Raw genomic sequence first — 14,443 nt, 5'->3', positions numbered from 1 at the left:
GTGAACACGAGGTCGTGGCTGGTGGCGGTGCGGCCTTCAACGACGCCGCCATTGAGCGAGAGGATGACCGTCTGATTGGTCGCCGTGTCGACCAGACCCGAAGGGCCTGCCACGGCGCTTAGCGCGTAGGTCAACGTGCCGGCCCCATCGGTGCCAAAGCTGGAGATAAAGTTGCCTGCAAAGCTCGCGTGGGCGTCCGTTGTAAGAACCGTCTCGTCGACGGTCAGCGTCGGCTCATTGCCGGTGGTGGAGATGCTCGGGCCATCATCGTTGGTGTGCAGCTTGTCGCCGACGGATTCGGTGACCGTCACGCCCTGCGACAGGTCAACACGGCCGACGTCGAATTTGCCGACCACCGCCGTCGCCTGGAAGCGGTTGAAGGTCTCCACGGCCTGTGTGCCGCTGTTGTCGGTGAACCACTGCACCGTATAGGAATCGTTGAGATGCTGCGCGGTTATGGTGCCGTCCGCGTTGAAGGTGACATAGCTGTTAACGTCGCCAATATTCGCAGTGGTGAGCACCACACCGTTACCATCCCTAATGATGACGCGAACGATGGCGACCACCGTGTCGTCTTTAAGCGCGCTTTGTGCGACGCCGTCGTTACCAAGGTTGGCGCCGCTGCCGAGATTGTTGTCGATGTAGCTGCGGCCGGCCTCGGGATCAGTCGAAGCGCCGCCGGCGCTGAACGCGCCGATTTTCACGGTGAAGTTGGTGCCGGGACTCCCTTCCGTCTGGGAGATGAACAGCTTGGCATCGGTGACATCGATGAAGTCCGTGTAGCTCATGTTGTCGATGTCGCCGTAGGTGCCCGGTGCCTGACCCTTGACGAAGCTGAACACCGCGGTCTCACCCGGGTCGAACATCTGGTTGTTGACGCCGATGGTGGCGCCGATGCCGCCCTGGCTGGTCTTGATGTTGTCGCCTGAGTTGTCGAGCGTTCCGTCGGTATGAATGACCGGATGTATGCCGCTCACCACCAGACCCGCGCCGGATGTGCCTACGGCTACGAACAGATTATTGCCCGAGGCGAGATTGTCGAAATTGAAAGATGTGGAGCCCGTCGCCGAGACGTTGAGAAGGTTGGTCCAGTCGATCGTGTCGTCAGGGTTGGTGCTATCCGGGTGCGCAATGGCCTGGAAGGTCACCATCTCGACGCTCGCGGTGAGATTGTCGCCGGCCGCCTTCAGATAGAAGGCGGCGACGACATCGCCGACGCCCTCGGCGGCGCTGGTGGTGGCCAGCACGATCGTTCCGTTTGCATAGGAATGCAGATAGATAGGTTGGCTGCCATCGACCGTCAGCAGCGGGCTGCCGTTGTAGATGACCTGGTCGCCGTCGAGCGGGGCGCCGCTGCCATCGGAGAAGAACAGCTTGCTGATCGTCGCGCCGTCCGGATTGACAGTGACAAGACCGGCGCCGCTGACCGCCGCCTCGACATTATCGGCGAAGGCGAGCTGGCCTGCCGACAGTTGCAGGTCGCCGGTTAGCCCGTTGAGGAAATCCTTGAAGGCCGTCGAAAGTCCGGTGAGATCGCTGCCGATGGCTGTATCATTGGGTTGGATTCCGGAAGTCTGGTCGAGGGTCAGCGTGCCATTGATGTCTATGGTGGTGGTCATGATCGTTGTCCCCTTTGGCGAGATTTGATTCGAACGATCCGCACGTCCGGTCATGCCGGAATGCCCCTACCCGAGTGCATCCGGTCGCGCGCTATGCGGCCTTTAATCCTCGATTGTGCCGCTGGCGCAGAGGGCGCGTCCATTCCCGGTTGGATAGTGTTATGGTGAATGGCCGTCCCTGATCGAACGATATATATCCTTCGATAGATCAGGCTGGCACGGGCGTTGCGCTGATATCACGGACGATGCCGTCAGGCGGCTTTGCGGCCTGTTGCGGGTACCATGTAGATGCCAGTTGAAGGCGATCGTCAGATCAGGTCGGTGCGGCGCGGTCCCGGATGCTCGGCGACCTTGCCATGCGCTGCCCAGGCCAATTCCGCCCGACCGCCGAGGTGCAGCTTCTCGTAGACGTGATGCAGATGCATCTTCACCGTGCCTTCGGATAGATGCAGCCGCTGCGCGATTGTCTTGTTGCGCAATCCGCGCGAGACGAGGTCGGCGATTTCGATTTCACGCCCCGTAAGCCTGGACGTCGGCTGGGGCTGCGATCGGGGCATCAGCAGTTGCTGGACGATCTTGTTGTCGATCCACTTCTTGCCCGCCGTCACCGCATTCACGCATTCGACGAGATAGCGGTGGCTGATGCCGTCGAGCAGCAGACCGTCGCAGTCAAGCGTCTGTATGTCCTTGATGTCGAGCCTGCTGTTTGGCTGCAGGATGAAGATGACGCCGAGAGCGCTGTCGCAGGCCTTCAGCCGGGAGGAAAGACCGGCCATTTGCGGGTCCGCGATATCCATGCCGACGATGACGAGATCGGGCCGATGGCGCTCCACATGGGGGAGAACGTCGACAGGGCGGCGGCACTGGGCGACGACATCGTGTCCAGCCTTCCGGAGAACCCACTCCAGACCGGCGAGATACACCCCCCGCGGGTCCGCGACAACCAAAGTCGACATGCGAACACCGTCCGTAAAAAACGCAACGAACTTGGTAAAATATCTGTGAAGTTAGCAAACCAGAGCCAAGGCAGTTTGTCAAGAAATAGCTAATATATAGTTTGCTATGATGACAAGGCCAGGCTATCGAACAGGCCGGCGCGGACACCCCGCACGGCGGCGCGCCGTACAATGGTCGTGGCAGCCCATTCGTCGGGGTTCCGGCCCTGAATGTAAGCCGGAGGGCTCTTTATCTTTAAGGGTGTTGCGGCTCGGCTCTCGATTGGTCGCCAACGATAAACGCCGCGCTCGCTTCGCTGACGATTGACACGTGATCCTTGGCCGCCTTGCCTGCGGCAGCGGCATCGCCGCGCAGGATCGCGGTGACGATGGCGTCATGCTCCTGCCAGGATTTGGCCAGCCGACCGGCCAGCCTGAACTGGGCGCGGCGGAAGGGGGCGAGGCGACTGCGCGTCGTCGCGGTCAGCTCCTGGATGTGCGTGCTGTGGGCGCCGCGATAGAGCCTGCTGTGGAACTCGGTGTTGAAGTATTCATAATCTTCCTCGGCGCCCAGCCGCACCAGCCGCGCCGACGCCTGGTGCTCGGTCTCGAGCGCGCGGCGTTCGCTGCCGGTCATGCGCTCGGCGCAGAAGCGCGCGCATATGCCTTCGAGCTCAGCCATGCTTTCGAACATCGAGGTGAGATGCTCCTGGGTGACGACGGCGACGATGGCGCCCCTGTTGGGGCGCCTTTCGACGAGGCCCATGGCGCTGAGCTGGCCGAGCGCTTCGCGCACCGGCGTGCGTGAAACCTCGAAGCGGGCGGCAAGCGAGACCTCATCCAGTTTTTCGCCCGGACGCAGCACGCCGGTGACGATGCGGTCGCCGATCGCCCGCACCATCTGATCGACGGTCGTGCCCGACCGGATCAACCTGCGCTTTGCCGACAAATCTCGATCGCCTCCCATGCTTCGGCGTCCCAAGCCATGAAATCCTGCGGCCAAACGGCATGATCCCGACTCAGGCCGCACCCTCTATGCCTATGTTTTAATCTGCCTGTCAAATTGGCTGTTTTCAAGGCAAAAAGTGTATGCAATTGCCTCTCACTTGTGCATGACCCATTGCGGCTATCATTGATTTTATTAGTGAAATTTCTCCTTCTGAATTGGCACGGTGATTGCATGCACTTTATTGAGAAGGCGTTAACCGACCCGGAAAGGGTCCTACAGGGGAGCATTCACATGACCGACACATTCATGCTTAGCCGCCGCCAGTTACTCAAGACCTCCGCCGCCGGAGCCGCCTTCGTGCTTGCCTCCGCGGCCTTTCCCGTCAGCAGGGCCTTTGCCGCCGCCGCGACCGTCGGCTTCATCTATGTCGGCCCGAAGGACGACTATGGCTACAACCAGGCGCATGCCGAAGGGGCGGCGACGCTGAAGGGCATCGAGGGCATCACCGTCGTCGAGGAGGAGAACGTGCCGGAAACGGTCGATGTCCAGAAGACGATGGAATCGATGATCAATCTCGACGGCGCCTCGCTGATCTTCCCGACCTCGTTCGGCTATTTCGATCCGCACATGCTGGCCATGTGCGCGAAATTCCCCGACGTGCAGTTCCGCCATTGCGGTGGCATGTGGGACAAGGCCAAGCATCCGATGAATGCCGGCTCCTATTTCGGCTATATCGGCATGGGCCAGTATCTCAACGGCGTCGTCGCCGGCCACACCTCGAAGACCAAGAAGCTCGGCTTCGTCGCCGCCAAGCCGATCCCGCAGGTGCTGCTCAACATCAACTCCTTCCTGCTCGGCGCGCGCTCGGTCGATCCGACCATCACTTGCCAGGTCATCTTCACCGGCGAATGGTCGCTGGCGGTCAAGGAAGCGGAAGCCACCAACGCGCTGGTCGACCAGGGCGCCGATGTCATCACTTGCCATGTCGACAGCCCGAAAGTGGTGGTCGAGACGGCAGCCGGGCGCGGCGCCTTTGTCTGCGGCTACCACGCCAACCAGAGCCCGCTGGCGCCGGAAAAATACCTCACCGGCGCCGAATGGAACTGGGCCAAGGTCTACAAGATGTTCGTCGACGATCTGGTGGCCGGCACGCCGTTGCCGAACTTCACGCGCGGCGGCCTGGCCGACGGTTTCGTCAAGATGAGCCCGCTCGGCCCCGCCGTCGGCGAACCGGCGCGCAAGCAGTTCGACGCCACCTTGGCCGAAATGATGAAGGGCGGCTTCGCCGTCATCAAGGGTCCGCTGAAGAGCAACAAGGGCGCTGTCGTCGCGACAGCAAGCCAGGCCTTCCCGGAAACCGCCATCGAACTCGAAAGCATGGACTATCTGGTCGAGGGCGTCGTCGGCTCGACCGCGTGATCCGAGGGGGAGCGGGGCGATGACGGATACGGTGACAGGAGCCAGTGCGCCGGCACTCTTCAGTGGCAGGCTCTATCCGGCGGCACTGGAATGGATCGCGCGGCGGGCGGAGGCTTTCGTCATTCCGCTCGCGGCGTTGATCGTCGGCATGGCGCTGTTCAGCCTGTTCATTGCGCTCGTCGGCAAGTCGCCGATCCTGCTCTACGAGACCATGTGGCGGGGCGGCTTCGGCTCCTGGTTCTCCATCCAGAACTCGCTGTCGCGGGCCGCACCGCTGCTTCTGGCGGCGCTGTGTGTAGCGCTGCCGGCGCGGCTTGGCCTCGTCGTCATCGGCGGCGAGGGCGCCATCGTGCTCGGCGGCGTCGGTGCCGCTGCCATCGGCGTGGCGCTCAGCGGCGCGCCTTCCCCAATCGTCATTCTTGCCATGGGCGTGGCGGGCCTGGCCGCCGGCGGCATCTGGATCGGTGCCGTCGGCGCGCTGCGCCACTACCGGGCCGTCAACGAAACCATCTCCAGCCTGCTGATGGCCTACATCGCCATCGCGCTGATGAACCAGCTGGTGGAAGGGCCGCTGCGCGATCCGGCCTCGCTCAACAAGCCGTCGACGCAGCCGCTGGCCGACATCTACCGCATCGGCAACATTCCCGGCATGGACGTGCATTGGGGCCTGGTGGTCGGCGTTGTCGCCTGCATGCTCTCCTGGGTGCTCATCGAAAAGACCCGCTGGGGTTTCGCCGCCCGCATCGCCGGCGGCAATGTGCGGGCCGCACAGGTGCAGGGACTGGCCGTCGGACCGCTGATCGTCGGCTTCACCGCGCTCGCCGGCGGCTTCGCCGGGCTGGCCGGCATGCTGGAGGTCGCCGCCGTGCAAGGCAGCGCCAATGCCTCGCTCGCCGCCGGCTATGGCTACACCGGCATCCTCGTCGCCTTCCTGGCCCGCCACAACCCGCTGGCGATCATCCCGGTCGCCATACTGCTCGGCGGCATCGACGCCTCTGGCGGGCTGATCCAGCGCCGCATGGATCTGCCCGACGCGACCGTGCTGGTGCTGCAAGGCATGATCTTCATCGTCATCCTGTTCAGCGAAACCTTCTACGGCCGCTTCAAGGCCTTCAATCCCGATCTCTGGAAAAGGCCCGATCTGTCGAGGGGGACCGCCTGATGGACGCGACAGAGATCGGCCTCTGGGGCGTGCCGCTGGCCATATTGGGCGGTGCCATCCGCGTGTCGACGCCGTTCATCTTCGTCTCGCTGGGCGAGGCGATCACCGAGCGGTCCGGCCGCATCAATCTGGGGCTCGAAGGCACGCTCGTCTTTGGCGCCATGACCGCCTATGCGGTGGCGGTGATGACCAACTCGCCCTGGCTCGGCCTGCTGGCCGCAGCCTTCGCCGGCCTGTGCTTCGGCCTGTTCCACGGCTGGATCTGCAAATTCCGTGGGGTTAACGACATCGCCATCGGCATCGCGCTGATGCTGTTCGGCTCGGGGCTCGCCTTCTTCTTCGGCAAGCCGTTCATCAAGCCGAAGGCGCCCAATCTGCCGGCCATCCCTTTCGGCGGCTGGTCCGATGTTCCGCAGGTGCAGGCGGCACTCGACGTCAACGTGCTTTTCCTGATCGGCGCGGTGCTGTCGGTCATCCTGTGGTGGGCCTTCCGCAACACGCGCGCCGGGCTGATCGTGCGCGTCGTCGGCGACAGTTCGGATGCCGCGCGCGCCATGGGCCTCAACCCCGACACGGTGCGGCTGCTCGCCACCGGCGTTGGCGGTGCGCTGGCGGGGATCGGCGGCGCCTATCTGTCGCTCTACTATCCCGGCAGCTGGACCGAGCGCATCTCGTCGGGCCAGGGCCTGATGGCGGTGGCGCTGGTCATCTTCGCGCGCTGGAACCCGCTCGGCTGCTTTGCCGCCGCGCTGCTGTTCGGCGGGGCCGGCGCGCTTGGCCCGGCGCTGCAGTCGGTCGGCGTCACGCAAGGCTACTACCTGTTCTACGCCGCGCCCTACATCCTCACCCTCATCATCATGATCGCCACCTCGTCGCCGACACGCTCGCTTGCGGGTGCGCCGGGCGAATTGTCGATCACCAAATGACTGGCACCAAATGACTGGAGTTTTGCCTATGAACGCCAGAGCCGAATTCATCCAGCATACGATCGACGCCGAGCCTTATCCGTGGCCTTACAATGGTGACCTCAGACCCGACAATACGGCGCTGATCATCATCGACATGCAGACCGATTTCTGCGGGCCGGGCGGCTATGTCGACCATATGGGCTACGATCTGTCGCTGGTGCGGGCGCCGATCGAGCCGATCGAGGCGGTGCTGGCGGCCATGCGGGCCAAGGGCTACACCATCATCCACACGCGCGAGGGGCATCGACCCGATCTTGCCGACCTGCCGGCCAACAAGCGCTGGCGCTCACGCCGCATCAATGCCGGCATCGGCGACCCCGGCCCGTGCGGGCGCATACTGGTGCGCGGCGAGCCGGGCTGGGACATCATCCCCGACCTCTATCCGATCGAAGGCGAGCCGATCATCGACAAGCCGGGCAAGGGCTCGTTCTGCGCCACCGATCTGGAGCTGATCCTCAACCAGCGCGGCATCGAGAACATCGTGCTGACCGGCATCACCACGGATGTCTGCGTGCACACCACCATGCGCGAGGCCAATGACCGCGGCTATGAATGCATGATGCTGGAAGATTGCTGCGGGGCGACCGACTTCGGCAACCATCTGGCGGCGATCAAGATGATCAAGATGCAGGGCGGCGTCTTCGGCACGGTGTCGAATTCGAAAACGCTCGTCGCGCAGCTGCCGTGAGGAGGCCGCGATGAGTGACAGGAAAGCGGTCGGCGTCGAAACCATCGGCATGACCATGCGCTTCGGCGGCTTCACGGCGCTGGACGCCGTGTCGGTGAAGGTGCCGGCGGGCTCCTTCCACGCGCTGCTCGGCGAGAACGGCGCCGGCAAGTCGACGCTGGTCAAATGCATGATGGGTTTTTATCACCCGACATCGGGCGACATGCTGGTCGATGGCCGCGAGGTGGCGATCGCCAGTCCGCGCGACGCCTCGGCGCTTGGGCTCGGCATGGTCTACCAGCACTTTACCCTCGTCCCTTCGCTGACCGGTGCCGAAAACCTGGTCATCTCGCGCGAAAAGGTTCCCGGCATCATCGACTGGCGCAAGGAGCGTGGCGATCTCGCCGTGTTCATGGAGCGCATGCCGTTCAAGCTGCCGCTCGACGTCAAGGTGGCGGAGCTCGCCGCTGGCGAGAAGCAGAAGCTCGAAATCATCAAGCAGCTCTATCTCGGCAGCTCGTTCCTGGTGCTGGACGAGCCGACCTCGGTGCTGACGCCCGGCGAGGCGCAGGAGGTGCTGGGCCTGGTGCGCGACATGACCAAGGCTGGCGACCTCACCGTGCTGATGATCTCGCACAAATTCCATGAGGTCACCGCCTTCGCCGACGATGTCAGCGTGCTGCGCAAGGGCAAGCTGACGGGAACCGGCCGCGTCGCCGATCTCGACCACAAGGCGATGGCGGCGATGATGATCGGCGACCAGCCGATCGCCGCACTCGACAGCCGCGCCGCCCCAAAGCCGGATGCCGAGATCGTGCTCAAGGTCAAATCGCTGAAGGCGCCGGATCGCACCGGGCTGAAGTCGATCCGCATCGAGGACCTCGGCGTGCGTTCGGGCGAGATCGTCGGCATTGCCGGCATTTCGGGCAACGGCCAGAAGGAGTTCCTGGAAGTGCTGGCCGGCCAGCGTCCGCGTGACGGTGGCGAGGTGCTGGTGCGCGGCTCCGCCTATGCGGCGACGCGGGCCGAGGCGCGCGCGCTCAACGTGCGGCTCATTCCCGAGGAACCGCTGAAGAATGCCTGTGCGCCGAAAATGACGGTGGCCGAGAACATCTCCTTCCGCACCTTCGACATGGATGGCAACGGTCGGCCGGTGAGCTGGATCAGCACCAGTGCGATCCGGGCCTTCAGCGCCCGGCTGGTCGAGCAGTTCAAGGTCAAGACCGCCTCGCTTTCGTCGCCCATCGCCTCGCTGTCGGGCGGCAATGTGCAGCGGGCGGTGCTGGCGCGCGAGCTGACCGGCGAGGTCGATCTGCTGATCGTCTCCAACCCCTGCTTCGGTCTCGATTTCTCGGCGGTGGCCGAAATCCGCGCCCGCATCATGAAGGCGCGCAACGCGGGTGCGGCCGTGCTGCTGATGTCGGAAGACCTCGACGAGCTCCTGGAACTGTCGGACCGCATCTTCGTCATGTCGGATGGCGCGCTGGTCTACGAGACGCCGATCGCTGGGGCGAGCGTGCAGACCATCGGCGAGCATATGGCGGGACATCACTGATGGCTGAAATCGACGCGCAGCCGTTTGCCTTTGCGTTCAAGTCCGAGACGATGGCGCTGGTCGTCATCGACATGCAGCGTGACTTTGCCGAGCCGGGCGGCTTCGGCGCCAGCCTGGGCAACGATGTCAGTCGCGTCACGGCGATCGTGCCGACGGTGAAGAAATTGATCGAGGGGTTCCGCGCCGCCGGCCTGCCGGTGATCCACACCATGGAGTGCCACCGCGCCGACCTTTCCGACCTGCCGCCGGCCAAACGCAACCGCGGCAATCCGTCGATCCGCATCGGCGATGTCGGGCCGATGGGCCGCGTGCTGATCGTCGGCGAGCCGGGAACGGCGATCCTCGACGAACTCAAGCCACTGCCGGGCGAGATCGTCATCGAGAAGCCGGGCAAGGGGGCCTTCTACGCGACCAGCTTCGGTGACGAGCTGAAGCGGCTTGGCGCCCAGCAACTGGTTTTCGCCGGCGTCACCACCGAGGTCTGCGTGCAGACGACGATGCGCGAGGCCAATGATCGCGGCTATGAGTGCCTGCTCGCCGAAGACGCCACGGAAAGTTATTTTCCCGAGTTCAAGGCGGCGGCCATCGCCATGATCCGCGCCCAGGGCGCCATCGTCGGCTGGACGGCGACGACCGACCAGGTGCTGCAGGGACTTGCCCATGGCTAACCTGAGTTTTGCCGGCCTCGTCGGTGGCGGCTGGCGCGAGCTGGCGTTCGAGCCTTTTCGCGAGGGCATCACGGTGCATTGGCTGCTCAAGGGCGGACCGGTCGAACCGTCGGTGGCGATCCTCGACTACCGGCCCGGCGCCGGCGTGCCGCGTCACCGCCATGTCGGGCTGGAAACCATCGTCGTGCTCGAGGGCACGCAGAGCGACGAGAATGGCTGTTATCCCGCGGGCAGCGTCATCCTGAATCCGGTCGGAACAGAGCATTCGGTGTGGACGAAGGACGGCTGCGTCGTGCTGATCCAATGGGACCTGCCGGTGATCATTCTGGGGGAGGCCACATGAGCGAGATCCGCTTCGACATCGGCAGTCTGCACGCGGCCTATGCCAGCGGTGTCACTGTCGCCGCCATGATCGATGCCGTTCATAAGCGCATCGCGGCGGCCGACGATCCCGGTATCTTCATCCATCTGCCCGGCAAAGCTGACATGCTGGCGCAGGCGGAAGAGCTCGGGCCGTTCGATCCGGTGGCGAAGCCGCTGTGGGGCGTGCCGTTCGCGGTCAAGGACAACATCGATGTCGCCGGCATGCTGACCACCGCCGCCTGCGCCGAATATGCCTATGTGCCCGACAAGGACGCCACCGTGGTGGCGCGGCTGAAGGCCGCCGGCGCGCTGGTGGTCGGCAAGACCAATCTCGACCAGTTCGCCACCGGACTGGTCGGCGTGCGCACGCCGTATCCGATCCCGAGGAACGCCGTCGATGCCAGTCTGGTGCCGGGCGGCTCCTCCTCGGGGTCTGCTGTGGCGACGGCGCGCGGCATCGTCTCCTTCGCGCTCGGCACCGACACGGCCGGATCCGGCCGCATCCCCGCCGGCCTCAACAACATCGTCGGGCTGAAGCCGACGGTCGGCGCGCTGTCGGCCGCCGGGGTCGTACCGGCCTGCCGCACGCTCGACTGCGTCTCGGTGTTCGCGCTCACCGTCGACGACGCCTATGCGGTGTTCGGCGTCGCTGCCGCCAAGGACGCGGCCGATGCCTATTCGCGGGCGATCAAGGTGCCGGCGCTTGCCGCGCGCCCGCCGGTGCTGAGCGTCGGCGTGCCGGCGAAGGCCGATCTGAAATTCTTCGGCGACGCCTCGATGCAGGCCGGCTTCGAGGTCGCTCTTGGCCTTCTGGAAAAGCTCGGCTGCCGGTTGGTCGAAATCCCGTTCGGCGATTTCTACGCCACCGCCAATCTGCTCTACGAAGGCGCCTGGGTGGCCGAACGTTACGCTGCGATCCGCGACTTCATGGACACCAACGAGGCCGCGATGCATCCGGTAACGCGCAAGATCATCGGCGGCGCGCGCGGCCTGTCGGCGGCCGACGCCTTCAAGGGCCTCTATGCGCTGCAGGCGTACAAGGCCAAGCTCGCCCCGGTCATCGCTTCGGTCGACCTGTTCTGCGTGCCGACCGCGCCGACGCATTATGCGCTGGACGCCGTGCTTGCCGATCCGATCGCCACCAACAGCCGGCTCGGCACCTACACCAATTTCGTCAATCTGCTCGACATGTGCGGCATCGCCGTGCCGACCGGCAAGCGCGACGACGGGTTGCCGATGAGCGTGACCTTGCTGGCCATGGCGGGCAGGGATTGGCTGACCGCCGTTCTTGCTCGCGATATCCATGCGGCGAGCGGCCTTGTCCTCGGTGCAACAGGCTGGCCGCAGCTCGGCCTGCAGCCGGCCGCTGCCGCGCCCTGCGACGGTTTGATCGACCTGGTGGTGGTCGGCGCGCATCTGTCCGGCATGCCGCTCAACGGCCAGCTCAGCCAGCTCGGTGCACAGTTCCTGCGCGCGACCAGGACGGCCGCCGCCTACAAGCTCTATGCGCTGGCCGGCCAGTCCGTGCCCAAGCCTGGCTTGATCAGGGTTGCCGACGGCGGCACGCGGATCGAGGTCGAGATCTGGCGGTTCGATCCGGCGGCCTTCGGCCGTTTCGTCGCCGCTATTCCGGCACCGCTCGGCATCGGCACGGTCGAACTCGACGACGGCACCCCGGCCAAGGGTTTTCTGGTCGAAACCGCTGGCTTGGACGGTGCTCTCGACATCTCCTCATTCGGCGGCTGGCGCCGCTTTGTCGCGCGTGGCAAAGACATGGTCGACCAAAGCGATCCGCGGCGGAACTGGCCCGCCGGCGTCTCGATCACCGCCGCCTAGCGCGCTGCGATAAGCCGGGTAAGACAACCGCCAATGTGTCCTACATAGCCAATCGCACTGTCGCGACATGGTCGTCTGACATCGGAACACGAACACCGGTTCTTGTGACTGCCGAACCATAGCTCTTGCGCGCAAAAACCTCTTTCACCAGGGGCGCGAAGAATTCCAGCGGCTTGGTCGGATAATCGGGGTCGAAGCTGGACTGGTCCCATTTCTCGCAGAATTCGGCGCAATCGTCGAAATAGGCGCTGTCCCGGAAGGCCTCGCGTTTGTGCGGATTGGCGCCGACATGCTCGCCGTAATAGAGCAGCTGGAAGTCGCCATGTTTCTCGACCACCCAGGCACATTGCTCGCGCACGAACGGCCGGATGATGGCGGCGGCATATTCATCGTGGTTGTAAGGCGCGTAGATGTCGCCGATGTCGTGCAGCAGCGCCGACACCACCCAGTCGATGTCGGCGCCGGCATTCCAGGCCAGCGTTGCGGCCTGCAGCGAATGGCCAAGCCGCGTCACCTTGTAGCCGGACAGGGATTTGTCGAGTTCGACCATGGCCGCCAGCAGCCGGTCGGCCGTGCCGGCGGCGTATTCGATCTCATGGTCGGTCAGGAAAGCATAATCCTCGCGGTCGCCATCCTTCATCTGGGTGAATTTTACCGTTTCCACTGTCGTCACCTTCCGTTCGCCGCCTACCGGCCCAGTTCGAGATAGAGGTCTTCGCCGACGACCTCGACCGGAAATGTCCGCGCCTTCAGCCTGTCATCGACGAGGCATTTTCCTGACCTGATCTCGAATTCCCAGCCGTGCCAGGCACAGCGAATGATTTCGCCTGCGCGCTCATAGACGAATTCCGCCCGGTCGGTCGGCCTGGTGGTTCCGCATACCGGCCCTTCGCAAAGCCGGCCTGCCCGGTGCGGGCAGATGTTGAGCAAGGCCGCATAGCCGTCGTCGAGCTGGAATATGCCGATGCTCATGCGGCCGAAAGCGACGATCCTGGGTTGCCCGATCGCGACCTCGTCGACCTTGCAGGCAAAGGTTCGGCCTCGCACTGGTGCGGCCAAAGCCGTGGCCGTCATCACGCGACCCTCGCGCTGGCGGCGGGCGCCTCGATGCGCTTGTAGACCTCCAGCGCATTCAGTCCCATCACCTTGTCACGCCAGGCTGGCGGGATGTGGATGTTGGTCGGCGCGTCAAAGTCCCAGTGCGGATAGTCGGAGGCGAAAAGCAGCGTGTTCTGGCCATCCATGTGCTCCAGCGTTTCCCAGAGGTGACGGACGTTTTGCGGCTGTTCGAGCGGCTGGGTGCTGAAGCGGATGTTGCGGCGGCAATATTCCGACGGCAGCATTTTCAGCCACGGCGTCTCCTTGCGCAGCGCCTTGAAGTTGGCATCGAGCCGCCACATCAGCGACGGCACCCAGGACACGCCGCATTCGATGACGACGAAATAGAGGTCGGGATATTTCTCGAACACGCCGTTCGAAATCATGCTCACGACATGGGTCATAGCCGGCTGGCTGAGCAGCGCATGTGTTTCCCAATAATAAGTCGTCGGTCCGCTGGCGATGGCATTGTGGTTGACGCCGCCCTGGCCGCCGAAATGGATGGCGAAGGGCAATCCGACTTCGGCGCAGGCCTCGAAGATCGGATGATAAAACGGATCGCCATAAGGGCGTTGCGAGCCGTGGCTGGCTAGCACCTGGACGATGTCCTTGTGGGCGCCGAGACGGCGGATTTCGGCGGCTGCGCCATGCGGGTCGGTCGGCGAAATGATGATCGATCCCTTGAAGCGCCGGTCCTTGGGCAGCCACCAGTCGATCATGTAGTCGTTATAGGCTTTCACCAGCGCGTTGGCGTAGTGGTAATTGGCCAGCGTCGAGGCTTCCAGCGGCTCGTCGGCGGTGAGGATTGCCACGTCGATGTCATAGAGATCGAGGTGTTTCTCCTTCATGATCAGATAGTTGTCCTCCTCGGTGTTCGGCCGGATGTCATGCCGCGAAAACCCCTCGGGATGCAGCCATGGGCGGTGGCCGTGCGGAAAGCTTCCCGCCGGCCCCGGCTTTTCGCCGCGAACCAGGAAGTCGCGCCAATAGGGTTCGAGATAGGGGAGCAGGACCTCGGCACTGGACCAGTAATTGTGGACGTCGGTGTCGACGATGAACATGGATGGATGACCTGCCGTGGGGGAGTTTGAGAGTTGCTGCAAATCTGCGCTTCAAGGGCGAATACGGCAACGCAACCCGGCAAGTGATGTTAATCGAAGAATCCGATTAGCCATTGTCGAGCCGGGCTAAAAAGCGGTAGCCA

Annotated in this window: 14 protein-coding genes; 8 read left to right on the top strand and 6 right to left on the bottom strand. The window is 64.0% G+C overall.

Annotated elements, in window-relative coordinates; translation table 11 throughout:
* The 3 genes from AC1D05_RS30260 to AC1D05_RS30250 form a co-directional block, all read right to left on the bottom strand.
* Positions 1-1,619 (bottom strand): DUF5801 repeats-in-toxin domain-containing protein (locus AC1D05_RS30260; RefSeq protein WP_477445831.1); only part of this gene is annotated, 1,619 nt, incomplete at its 3' end.
* A gap of 308 nt (positions 1,620-1,927) precedes the next feature.
* The gene (locus tag AC1D05_RS30255) at positions 1,928-2,575 is read right to left on the bottom strand and encodes a response regulator transcription factor (protein ID WP_477445829.1); all 648 of its coding nucleotides are present in this window, start codon (positions 2,573-2,575) and stop codon (positions 1,928-1,930) included.
* 235 nt (positions 2,576-2,810) lie between these two features.
* Positions 2,811-3,521, bottom strand: coding sequence for a GntR family transcriptional regulator (locus AC1D05_RS30250; RefSeq protein ID WP_477445827.1), 711 nt, complete (start codon positions 3,519-3,521; stop codon positions 2,811-2,813).
* Between the two features lie 273 nt (positions 3,522-3,794).
* Between AC1D05_RS30250 and AC1D05_RS30245 the strand changes: the two genes are divergently transcribed.
* From AC1D05_RS30245 to atzF, 8 genes are read left to right on the top strand one after another with little or no spacing between them, the layout of a single operon-like run.
* Positions 3,795-4,922 carry a BMP family ABC transporter substrate-binding protein gene (locus AC1D05_RS30245; protein WP_477445825.1) on the top strand — a complete coding sequence of 376 codons (1,128 nt, stop codon included), beginning with the start codon at positions 3,795-3,797 and terminating at the stop codon, positions 4,920-4,922.
* Between the two features lie 19 nt (positions 4,923-4,941).
* Entirely contained in the window at positions 4,942-6,084 is a 1,143-nt protein-coding gene (locus tag AC1D05_RS30240; protein ID WP_477445823.1) for an ABC transporter permease, read from the top strand.
* Positions 6,084-7,010 (top strand): ABC transporter permease, encoded by a 927-nt coding sequence (locus tag AC1D05_RS30235; protein ID WP_477445821.1) that lies wholly within the window; start codon positions 6,084-6,086, stop codon positions 7,008-7,010. Before AC1D05_RS30240 ends, AC1D05_RS30235 begins: the two co-directional genes overlap by 1 nt.
* A 28-nt stretch (positions 7,011-7,038) precedes the next feature.
* The gene (gene biuH / locus AC1D05_RS30230; RefSeq protein WP_477445819.1) at positions 7,039-7,740 is read left to right on the top strand and encodes a biuret amidohydrolase; all 702 of its coding nucleotides are present in this window, start codon (positions 7,039-7,041) and stop codon (positions 7,738-7,740) included.
* 10 nt (positions 7,741-7,750) lie between these two features.
* Positions 7,751-9,274, top strand: coding sequence for an ABC transporter ATP-binding protein (locus tag AC1D05_RS30225; protein ID WP_477445817.1), 1,524 nt, complete (start codon positions 7,751-7,753; stop codon positions 9,272-9,274).
* The gene (locus tag AC1D05_RS30220; protein ID WP_477445815.1) at positions 9,274-9,942 is read left to right on the top strand and encodes a cysteine hydrolase family protein; all 669 of its coding nucleotides are present in this window, start codon (positions 9,274-9,276) and stop codon (positions 9,940-9,942) included. Before AC1D05_RS30225 ends, AC1D05_RS30220 begins: the two co-directional genes overlap by 1 nt.
* Positions 9,935-10,285 carry a cupin domain-containing protein gene (locus AC1D05_RS30215; protein ID WP_477445813.1) on the top strand — a complete coding sequence of 117 codons (351 nt, stop codon included), beginning with the start codon at positions 9,935-9,937 and terminating at the stop codon, positions 10,283-10,285. Before AC1D05_RS30220 ends, AC1D05_RS30215 begins: the two co-directional genes overlap by 8 nt.
* Entirely contained in the window at positions 10,282-12,141 is a 1,860-nt protein-coding gene (atzF, locus tag AC1D05_RS30210; protein ID WP_477445811.1) for an allophanate hydrolase, read from the top strand. Before AC1D05_RS30215 ends, atzF begins: the two co-directional genes overlap by 4 nt.
* Positions 12,142-12,181: 40 nt before the next feature.
* On the opposite strand, the gene AC1D05_RS30205 is transcribed toward atzF, so the two are convergent.
* The 3 genes from AC1D05_RS30205 to AC1D05_RS30195 are packed head-to-tail and all read right to left on the bottom strand — an operon-like array spanning position 12,182 to position 14,300.
* Positions 12,182-12,805, bottom strand: coding sequence for an HD domain-containing protein (locus AC1D05_RS30205; RefSeq protein ID WP_477445809.1), 624 nt, complete (start codon positions 12,803-12,805; stop codon positions 12,182-12,184).
* Between the two features lie 23 nt (positions 12,806-12,828).
* Positions 12,829-13,215 (bottom strand): Rieske (2Fe-2S) protein, encoded by a 387-nt coding sequence (locus AC1D05_RS30200; protein ID WP_477445839.1) that lies wholly within the window; start codon positions 13,213-13,215, stop codon positions 12,829-12,831.
* Positions 13,215-14,300, bottom strand: a complete 1,086-nt coding sequence (locus AC1D05_RS30195; RefSeq protein WP_477445807.1) for an amidohydrolase family protein — start codon at positions 14,298-14,300, stop codon at positions 13,215-13,217. Before AC1D05_RS30195 ends, AC1D05_RS30200 begins: the two co-directional genes overlap by 1 nt.
* Positions 14,301-14,443: the final 143 nt, after the last annotated feature.

The sequence above is a fragment of the Mesorhizobium sp. P2_E9 genome (assembly GCF_056403815.1).
The sequence above is the reverse complement of the archived record's forward strand: the minus strand, read 5'-3'. Positions and strand labels throughout refer to the sequence as shown.

Coding starts and splice junctions, on each gene's coding strand:
- AC1D05_RS30235 (WP_477445821.1), top strand. CDS start 6,084: ATGGACGCGACAGAGATCGGCCTCTGGGGCGTGCCGCTGGCCATATTG.
- AC1D05_RS30250 (WP_477445827.1), bottom strand. CDS start 3,521: ATGGGAGGCGATCGAGATTTGTCGGCAAAGCGCAGGTTGATCCGGTCG.
- AC1D05_RS30195 (WP_477445807.1), bottom strand. CDS start 14,300: ATGTTCATCGTCGACACCGACGTCCACAATTACTGGTCCAGTGCCGAG.
- atzF (WP_477445811.1), top strand. CDS start 10,282: ATGAGCGAGATCCGCTTCGACATCGGCAGTCTGCACGCGGCCTATGCC.
- AC1D05_RS30200 (WP_477445839.1), bottom strand. CDS start 13,215: ATGACGGCCACGGCTTTGGCCGCACCAGTGCGAGGCCGAACCTTTGCC.
- AC1D05_RS30245 (WP_477445825.1), top strand. CDS start 3,795: ATGACCGACACATTCATGCTTAGCCGCCGCCAGTTACTCAAGACCTCC.
- AC1D05_RS30220 (WP_477445815.1), top strand. CDS start 9,274: ATGGCTGAAATCGACGCGCAGCCGTTTGCCTTTGCGTTCAAGTCCGAG.
- AC1D05_RS30240 (WP_477445823.1), top strand. CDS start 4,942: ATGACGGATACGGTGACAGGAGCCAGTGCGCCGGCACTCTTCAGTGGC.
- AC1D05_RS30225 (WP_477445817.1), top strand. CDS start 7,751: ATGAGTGACAGGAAAGCGGTCGGCGTCGAAACCATCGGCATGACCATG.
- biuH (WP_477445819.1), top strand. CDS start 7,039: ATGAACGCCAGAGCCGAATTCATCCAGCATACGATCGACGCCGAGCCT.
- AC1D05_RS30255 (WP_477445829.1), bottom strand. CDS start 2,575: ATGTCGACTTTGGTTGTCGCGGACCCGCGGGGGGTGTATCTCGCCGGT.
- AC1D05_RS30215 (WP_477445813.1), top strand. CDS start 9,935: ATGGCTAACCTGAGTTTTGCCGGCCTCGTCGGTGGCGGCTGGCGCGAG.